Genomic DNA, 8,963 nt, shown 5'->3' with positions numbered 1-8,963 from the left:
GGAACCGACTTGGCAGTCAAAACCCCCTATCAGCCCCCTTCCCGCGCCGGAATAACCGCCTAATCAGAGGCTCCTTAGCTTAATCCGTATCCGGAGTTGCGGAGGTAATTGCGACATTCGGTGGGACTGAAGGCATCGAGCAAGGTGCCGATGCGCCGCCAGGTTGCCTCATGTGATCGCTCGGCGGCTTTGCGCATGAGATGCTTGAGCTTAGCAAATACCTGCTCGATGGGGTTGAGGTCTGGTGAGTACGGGGGCAGGAACAGCAGGCGAGCACCGACGCTGCGGATCGCCTTGCGGATGGCGGGTCGCTTGTGGCTCGACAGATTGTCCATGATGACGACATCGCCCGGCGAGAGCGTTGGTACGAGGAACTGCTCGACATAGTTGGTGAAGCTTTGGCCGTTGACCGGCTGGTCGAGCACGCACGGGGCATCGATCCGATCGCAGCGGAGGGCGGCAAGGAAGGTCATCGTGCGCCAATGCCCATAGGGCACCTTGGCATGGAGCCGTTGACCGACCGGCGCCCAGCCGCGCAACGGCGCCATGTTGGTCTTGGCCCAGTTTCGTCGATGAAGACGAGACGGGCCGGATCAAGCCGGCCCTGATACTTCTTCCATTGCTCGCGTCGCCGGGCGACCTGTGGCCGAAGCTGTTCGGCGGGTAGCACGCTTTTTTTGAAGCTCAGCCCCTCGGCATGGACAAAGCGCCAGACCTGAACATAATCAACCTTCACCCCGCGTTCGGCCAGCTCTGCCACCAGCCCGCGTAGCGTGAAGTCTGTGGCGGCACGCTCCAGCAGCCAGTCGCGATTGGGACCGGACAGAATGTTGGGCTTGTGACCACCCATCTGGCCGGGAGCCGCGCTGCCCGTCTCGCGGACACGCCGCACCCATTTGATCGCCGAACTCGCCGCTACGCCAAAGCGTGCCGCCGAAGCATGGCACGACATGCCCTCCTCCAACACCGCCCTCACAACTCGCTCGCGCAGGTCCATCGAATAGGGTTTCGCCATGCTCGCTGGCCTCCAATCCCCAGCCAGCATCTTGAATCACAAAATTAGCTGAAAGGAAATCCCTCTCGATTCAGCCTGACGTCATCCCGCTCTAAGGGATCGCCCTGAGTCCTCTGGTCTTTTGGACCGCATGCGGGAGGGCATTGCTCCGGGCGATCGATGAATATTGCCGGGCGCTGAGCTTGGGCGACCGCCGGAACGTGCTGCGGTCCACCGCCACCAGCCCGAACTGTGGGGCATAGCCCGAGATCCATTCGAAATTGTCGAGCAGCGACCAGTGGACATAGCCGATCACCGGCACGCCAACGACTATCGCGTTATGAAGACCGCCCAACGCTTCGAGAATATAGCGTGCGCGCGCCGCATCGTCATGGGCGGCAACGCCATTCTCGGTAATGAGCACGGGCTTGCCTGTGTTCGCATGGGCGTAGCGGACGCTGTTGCCCAGCGAAGCGGGGTAGATTTCCCGACCATCACTGGCCAAAGGTGCGTCCGGAGACGGCGGGACCAACCCATTGGCATCGTAAAGCCGGCGTGTGTAATTCTGTACACCGATGAAGTCGCCATGCGTTCGCGTCACGTCGAACCAGGGCTGATAGACGGCCTGCCGCTTGGAGGCCCGATAGCTGTCGTCCGTGCCGATGAGTTGATCGTCCTCGACCGCCAGGCCGACCCCGACGGGCAGGCCGGGCCGGATTGCCTTGATGGCCTGAAAGCCCTTGATATGCGCTGCGACCAATTCTTGCGTCACGTCCCGATCACTGAACAATGCGCTTGCGAAGACGGGCGAGCCGGACGCTCTGGCCGCGGCCGCCAGCATTGCACGGACCGCAGGCATGAACGCCGATGGCAGGGAGACGAAGCGCAGCAGCGCGGAGGCATTGGGCTCGTTGAGCGTGACCGCATAGACGATGCGGTCGCCCAGATGCTGCATGGCGCGTCGCAGAAACGGGCGAACAGGTCCGCGCCGTCGGTTGCCTGAAAATGGCCCCTGGCGGCAAACCAGCGCGGTACGCTGAAATGGCTGAAGGTGACGATCGGCTGGAGGCCGCGCTCCAGGCAGCCATCGATCAAGCGGGAATAGTGGCCCAGCAAGGCCGTGGAGAACAGGCCGGGCTCGGGTTCGATCCGCGACCACTCCAACGAAAAGCGATAGGAATTGAGGCCGAGCGCCTTGAGCAGGTCAAGATCCTCGGCCCAGCGATGCAGGCTATCGCAGGCGTCGCCCGAGGGCTCGACGAAGAAGGTCGGCTTCACATGTTCGAGCAGCCACATGTCTGACGCGACATTATTGCCCTCGACCTGATGTCCGGCCGTCGCCGCGCCCCAGAGAAAGCCTTTGGGGAATGAACGGCCCGGAGCGCCGAATGGCTTCTGCCCCATATTGGCGAGAGCCGGTGCGGCCGCGCCCGCCGCGCAGATGCCGAGCATCGCGCGACGGGACGACGGGCCGGTCGTCATTTCGCCGCCGGGCATTTAGCGACCAGCGCGTTGCACCGCCATCCATCGGCGAAGGGCGAGAGGTGGTAGCCATTGCCGTAGATATTGGGCGCGGTCAGATAGTCGGTCGAGACGATTTGCGCCCCGCTTGCCAGTGCGGCGTCTCTGCGCCGGCCATCATCCTGCCGAGCATCGACCGTGTCGATGTCGGCGCGGGCACGGACGAGATAGCCCTTTTTGACGGCATCGCGAATTTCGACGCCGCGCGTCAGGGCGTTGTCGTACAGCATGAATGCCGTGTGGGCCATGCCGGGCTTGCCCTGCACGAAGGCCATGCGGCCCTGAAGCGACGGACGCCCGTCGAGATAGGGCGCGAAGGCGGGAAAGTTCATGCCCGGCACCAGAAACAGAAACAGGAACTTGCCCCGGGCCTTCGCCACCGTAGGCCAGCGTTTGGCGAGCGCGGCCGCCTCCAGCGTTGGCATATTGCCGCGCAGATCGTCGGGTGTGAAGACCTTGTCGCGGCCCAATATGCTGCGGATGCTTTCGTCCACCTCGTCAAATGCCGCCTGGTCGAAAGGCGGGATTGCCGTGGCGCCAGGGATTGCGCGTTCGAGGCCCGCCAGCTTGGGTTCCAGCAGGATGAACACCGGGCTATGACGGGGTTCAGAATCCGACCATTGCTTGAACAGCGTCAGGCAAGAACGGAACGTCGGGCACTGGCTGCGAAAGTCGAGGTCGGCCATATGGAAGACCTTCAACCCGGGCTTGGCCAGTTCCTCGCGATAGATCGGTGCGAGGTCGGTCGCGCCCTGCTCGCGCAACTGGCGATAGGGCAGCGGATCGGCATAGGCCCCACCTTTCGGATCAGGCTGCAGGTCGATCTCGACGCTCCGCACCCCGCTGCGCAGTTGCGCCTGGAGAGGCATCTGCACATAGTCCAATCCGTTCGCCATATCGGTCAGGCCGCCGGGATGCTCGTCTTCCATCGCTGCGTGCTGGGCGGCCGGCATTTTTTCGCCCATGGCGGCCATCAGCATTGACAGGCGCGGCGTCATCAGCGCCATGACGCGGGGGTCGGCCGGCATGGCATAGCTATTGTGCGTCCCAACCACCTGGATCGCGTTGATCGGCAAGGCGTCGGATGCGGCGGCGTCAGATTTTGTCCCCTGCGCCGCCGCCACGCCCGCGAGGAGCGCGACGGTAGCCAGACCGCCGGCAATATGCTTCTTCATGTTGGTATCTCCGGCTCGGCGGTCAGAAGTTGACGTTGACGAAGCCGCCGACGGTCCGTCGGGCATTCGGCGAGGTGTAATGGAGCAAGCCTAGCGGGCCGTAGACCTGCCAGCCGGTCGAAAAATATTTGTCGAAGAGGTTGCGGCCATAGACCCCGAACTCGACCTTCTTGTTAGGAAGCGAGAAGGCCAGCCGACCATTGACCAGCCCGTAGCCCGGTACGTTCGAATATGCGGGCTGGCCCACAACGGTCCAATATTCGCTGCGATAGGCATAGTCGGCATGCGCGCGCAGACCCATGCCTGATCCGAATTCATGGCTATAGTCGATGGCGGCCGTGCCTGACCATTCGGGTGCGTTGGTCAGGCGCGAGCCGGTATAGTTGGTGGTGGCGTTATAGACATAGTCGGTGAACTTGGCGTCGGTATAGCTGAGCGCGCCCGAGAACTGGAGGCCCCGCATCGGCTGCACCGCGACATTGCCTTCGACGCCCTGCGTCCGCAGGCCGCCCGCATTGCCGATCACGATCGCCTGTAGGAAACCGCCGCCGCCGTCCGGGATGTTGGTCAGAATGCTTGCCTGGAAATCCTTGAAGTCCGACCGAAAAATGTCGATGTTCACACGCAGGCGATGGTTGAACCATTCGGACTTGATGCCCGCTTCCCACGCCTTGACGGTTTCGTCGCGATAGGGCGCATATTTGTTGCCGACAAAGGCGATGCCCGCCGGCTTGTAGCCCGTCGAATAGCTCGCATATAACATAAGGTTACGTGTGGCCTGGAATTGCGGGGCGATGCGATAGGAGAAGTTGTCGCCTTTGACCTTGCCATAGGGGATGGCGGGCGCGGCGCTCGACCCGACGAAGATCGGCGTATAGCCCGCGACCGGGACCGGATCGACAGTGATGAAGTCCAGACTCTGCGCATTATTGTCATGTGTGTAGCGACCGCCCAGCGACAGACTGAGACGCGGCGTGAAGTTGAACTTGATCTGGCCGAAGGCGGCCATCGTCTCGTTCGTCGCGTCGAATAGCGAAGTGTTGGCATTGACCCCGATGGCGCCGGAGAGCGCATAGAGCACCGGCCGCGGCACGCCATTGGCATCATAGAGGGGTGCGCCGAGCGTGGCCCATTGGAGTTGCGTCTGCCGGGCATGCAGATTGTTGTAGAAACCGCCGGCAAGCCATTCGAAGAAGCCGCCGGTCGGGGACGCAAGGTGGATTTCCTGGCTGACCTTGTCAGTGTCGAGATTGCCGATATTGAACGGGATATAGGCGTATCGGTTGGTCGGGACGAGACTGGCGGGCGTTGAATTGTCGTAGCGGGTCTGACGGTAGGCCGTGGTCGATGTCAGGTCGAGCGCGCCGAGCTTGGCATTGATGCGCAGCGACGTGCCCCATTCCTCTGTGGTGATCTCACCAAAGGAAGAATCGGCGGTGTCGGCGCTCTCCGGCCCCGGAATGACACCCAGTTCATTGAGGATTGCGGTGAGGTTGGCAGGCTGACCCGACACCGGTGTACGCACGCTGCTATCCCAGTGATAGGCGTAGTCGCCCGACAAAGTCAGGTTGAAGCTGTCGGAAGGCTTCAGGTATAGCTTCGCACGGCCGCCATACTCATTCTGCGATCCGACCCGACGGTTCAGCGTCACGTTGCGACCGAAGCCATCGAAAGCCTGGTCAAAACCGGAGATGCGCAGCGCGGCGATGTCGCCCAGCGGGATATTCACCGTGGCGTTCAGGATGCGCTCGTTATGCTGGCCATAGCTTGCGCTCGCCTTTACCGAGGTGTCACCGATCTTCGGCTTGGTTGTCGTGACCGCAATGACGCCCGAGGTCGCGTTCTTGCCGAACAACGTGCCCTGCGGCCCCATGAGCACATCGACCCGGTCAATATCGACCAGCCCGGTGAGGCCATTGGCGCGCTGGCCGTCCATGACGACGTCGTCAACGACGACACTGACCGATTTGGCATTGGAGAAGTCGAAAGAGGTGCTGCCGACGCCGCGGATCTGGAAAGCCGCCCCCTGGGTCGGGTCATATTGAAGCCCAGGCACGACATATTGGAGGTCCGTGACCGAGGTGTAGCCGGTATTGGCCAGCGCCTCACCACCCACGGACTGGATAGCCAGCGGCACCTTCTGACTGCTCTCGGCACGCCGTTCGGCGGTGACCACGATCTCGGTAAGCCCATCCGAATCATCGGCCGCCTCCTGTGCATGTGCAACTGCGCCGCAAACAGGGCTCAAAGCCCCGAACAGCATCGTCGAAAACAGGTAGAAACTGCGCTTTCGATTAAAACCAGACATCGGTGTTGCTCCGCCCCGTTGAACCGTTGGGACGTGCAATAGGGGCTGGCGATGACAGATTTAAGACGGCTGTACGGCCAATAAATACATTTTTTGGCTAATTAAAAACATTCGTACTGTTTACAGCGAGTTCCGTGACGAGGTCGGGGAGGACGGACTGAACTTTGCCGGCCGCGCTGTTGCGAAGGCCATTGCCGATCAGCGCCATGATGACCGCCTGAACACGCGCCCGATCGGAACCGGGAGGAATGTTGAGCCATTGCGCTACTTGGACATGCACATTTTCCGCCCGCCGTCGGCGCATATCGACGGCAAAGGGGATGAAGGCCGGGTTGCCGAGCGCCGTCAGCGCGCTCTCATGGGTCAGGAGCACAATCTCGTTTCCGCCCGGCGCGCTGGCATTTGTCGCTCGCAGATCGGCACGCATGCGCCGGTAGATCGCCTCTACGCCCGCGAACAGGATATCACGATGGGTCGGATAGTGGTGGGCGATGCTGGAGGCCGCCATGCTTGAAGCCTGCGCGACAACGCGGTGGGAAAGCGCGCCGACGCCATGGGCGATGATGACATCGGCAATATGTTCAGCGAGCACGGCCTTCGCTCCCTCGGGCACATCTCCCGCCTTTCCGAGAGCTGCGGCGGCGGGCGCGGCCAGGCGATCAACCAGGCCCATATGCCAGTCTCCCCATGCCGGATTCGCCTCATGCAGGCTGTTCCGCAAAAGGCCGCGCACGGTTGAATGGCGTAACAACCGATAGTCGATATTATCCGACAGCAGGATCGAAAAAGGTTGCTCGTCGAGGCAATAGCCTGCGACGAGCCTTGCCAGCCGTTCGCCATCGGGTGTTCGGGAAAGCACGTCGCGCCAGACCCTCTCCCCCTCTTCAAGCAGATCGTCCAGACGGGGGAGCACCTGCGGATGGCGACTGCCCAACAGGGCGAGTTCGCAGGTTACGATGGCCGAGGTCCGCCTCTCGCCAGCCGCCATGTCCAGCCACGCGCAAATGAGTTCGGGCAATATCCCTGCTGCGACCGGATCGAGGCCGCCGATGCGTTCGCGCCAGTCCTGGCGGACGCCCGCCATGATCGCGATTTCCCGATCTACGATCGCCTCCACCAGTGCGGCACGGTCGCCGATCCGGTAGCTGATGGAGCCGACCGAAATACCGGCATGTTCGGCAACGGTCCGAAGGCTCATGCCGGAAAGGCCGCGCGCTGCGATGACGGCCCGTGCGGCATCTGTAATCGCCACATTGCCTTCAATGTTGCGGATGGTGGTTCGGTCAGTGGAAGCCATGGACTCCATGCATATCGTTCGCTGCCGAACAGTCCAGCGACGTTGCGATGCCTCTTGCCCGAACGGGGTGTCGTCGGCCTGTCACGCCGATGCCATACGGACCTTCCGTAATGCACGGACGTATTCCCTTCATCGCGTTCGGAATGACGCATTGCGGCAAGAGTCTGCTGTGGGCGGGGACGGACGCCCTCAGCCTCTTCGTTCTTATCAAGATCGTCCAGCTTCCACCGCTCTGGGCAGGCATCCTGTTCGTGCTCTCCTCATTCTGGAACGCCATCGGCGATGGGTTGTGGGGGCGGACGCTGGAACGGACGCCGATGATCCGGGCTGCGCTTCCCGGTCTGTGTGCGCTTGCCAGCATTTTGGCATGTCTGTCGTTCGCGATCCTGCCATGGCTGACGGCCGGATCGGCGATCATGGCCACTATCGCGCTGGTTCTGTTCCGGACTACCTTCTCGCTGCTGGATGTGCCGCACAATGCCACGGCGGCGGCGCTAGCGAACATGCACGGTCATCTGGTCGTCGCTCGATTGCGCGCGATCCTTGGCTCGGCCTCGTCCATCGTCGTCGCTGCTGCCGTTTTGCCCATGTTAGGCCAGAGTCCTGTCGCAGTCACGGCGGCGCGGACGATGTTCGTGGCGATCGCGATGATCGCATGCATCCTGTTAGCTCCGCTGCCCTGGCTTGTGCGAACGGCGCGCCAAGGCGATATCACCCTTCCTCAGGGCGGGACGGTGGCGTTCGGAAAACGCCCGCGCCGTGCTCTGGCTGCCTTTTGTTTCGTCCAGATGCTGGGCTTCGCTGCGCTTGCCTCGATGGGCAAGGCGGTGCTCCACGCCGACGCGCTCCATTCCTGGCTGCTGGACTATGCCTTGTTGTTACTGAGCGTCCTCCGGTTGGCCGCGATTGGATTTTGGTCGCCCTTGGCCACCCGCATTGGTTCGCCTGCTGCACTCAGTTGCGCTTATGCCGCCAACGCTGTTGCGGTGCTGGCGCTGCCGATAGCGATCGGGCAAGGGACAGTGAGCACGATTGTCGTCCTGTCGGCACTGGGCATGTCCATTGGGGGTGTCGGATTGCTTGCCTGGTCCGCCTTCTCCGAGCTTCTGTCACGTCTTGGGCTGGAAGGAAATCAGGCGATGGCCGCGCGCAGCTATGGCTGGTTCACTGCCATGTCGAAGATCGGTCTGGGGTTTTCGGGTCTGCTGACGGGCGCTTGGCTTAGCCAGCAGGCCGGTGCTCTGACCGAACAATCGCTGTGGCCGTTGGTTGTGCTCGTCGCCGCCCTGTGCCTGATAAGCGCCCTGATGGGTTGGCCGGGCTGGAACGGCGGGGCCAAATGGATGTTCGGCAGATTTTGGCGGGCTTAAGGAAAGCGCACGCTGTCCCCGCATTTTTTGGGCCAGCCGATGAAGTGTCTGCTTCGGCACTATTCGACGCGTGGAGCGGTACGCGGTAGCATGTGCAGGCGGCATCCGGCGGACGAATGCGGCATGAGGCGGCCCTAGCGTAGTATGCACAGCGTCACATAGTTATCGCTTTTATCCAGTGCGGCGCACCAAGACCGCCATGGCTACTACGCTACAGTACGCTAGGCAGCGTGGACAAATTCAGAGTTATGCCGTCATCAGGAAAGAGCTATCTGCCGGTCGGTTGAATCAGGTTGTC

Annotated in this window: 6 protein-coding genes and 1 pseudogene; 1 reads left to right on the top strand and 6 read right to left on the bottom strand. The window is 62.1% G+C overall.

From position 1 onward, the window contains the following. Window positions 1–74: 74 nt before the first annotated feature. The 6 genes and pseudogenes from WFP78_RS23025 to WFP78_RS23000 form a co-directional block, all read right to left on the bottom strand. Window positions 75–1,015 (bottom strand): IS630 family transposase gene (locus WFP78_RS23025; protein ID WP_336966828.1). Its coding sequence is split into 2 segments (ribosomal slippage): window positions 75–565 and window positions 565–1,015, totalling 942 coding nucleotides; the frame shifts between segments, so codons are not numbered across the junction. 91 nt (window positions 1,016–1,106) lie between these two features. Further along, window positions 1,107–1,949, bottom strand: a complete 843-nt coding sequence (locus WFP78_RS23020) for a family 1 glycosylhydrolase (RefSeq protein ID WP_336966826.1) — start codon at window positions 1,947–1,949, stop codon at window positions 1,107–1,109. Window positions 1,950–2,014: 65 nt separating this feature from the next. Next, window positions 2,015–2,398: pseudogene (locus WFP78_RS23015) on the bottom strand (family 1 glycosylhydrolase); the annotation flags it as partial. A gap of 74 nt (window positions 2,399–2,472) precedes the next feature. Then, a complete protein-coding gene (locus WFP78_RS23010) occupies window positions 2,473–3,690 on the bottom strand; it encodes a Ca2+-dependent phosphoinositide-specific phospholipase C (RefSeq protein WP_336966824.1) in 1,218 nt (405 codons plus the stop codon). Window positions 3,691–3,712: 22 nt separating this feature from the next. Beyond that, window positions 3,713–5,998 (bottom strand): TonB-dependent receptor, encoded by a 2,286-nt coding sequence (locus WFP78_RS23005; protein ID WP_336966822.1) that lies wholly within the window; start codon window positions 5,996–5,998, stop codon window positions 3,713–3,715. 97 nt (window positions 5,999–6,095) lie between these two features. Continuing rightward, on the bottom strand, window positions 6,096–7,295 hold the full coding sequence (locus WFP78_RS23000) for a TetR/AcrR family transcriptional regulator (RefSeq protein WP_336966821.1): 1,200 nt from the start codon (window positions 7,293–7,295) through the stop codon (window positions 6,096–6,098). Between the two features lie 110 nt (window positions 7,296–7,405). Here WFP78_RS23000 and WFP78_RS22995 point away from each other — a divergent pair, with 110 nt between their 5' ends. Beyond that, complete coding sequence (locus tag WFP78_RS22995) at window positions 7,406–8,665, top strand: MFS transporter (RefSeq protein ID WP_336966820.1); 1,260 nt, start codon at window positions 7,406–7,408, stop codon at window positions 8,663–8,665. Window positions 8,666–8,963 lie beyond the last annotated feature (298 nt).

The organism is Sphingobium aquiterrae (assembly GCF_037154135.1).
In the GTDB taxonomy this organism is placed as follows: domain Bacteria; phylum Pseudomonadota; class Alphaproteobacteria; order Sphingomonadales; family Sphingomonadaceae; genus Sphingobium; species Sphingobium aquiterrae.
Note: the sequence above shows the minus strand (reverse complement) of the source record. Positions and strands in the feature narration are given on the sequence as shown.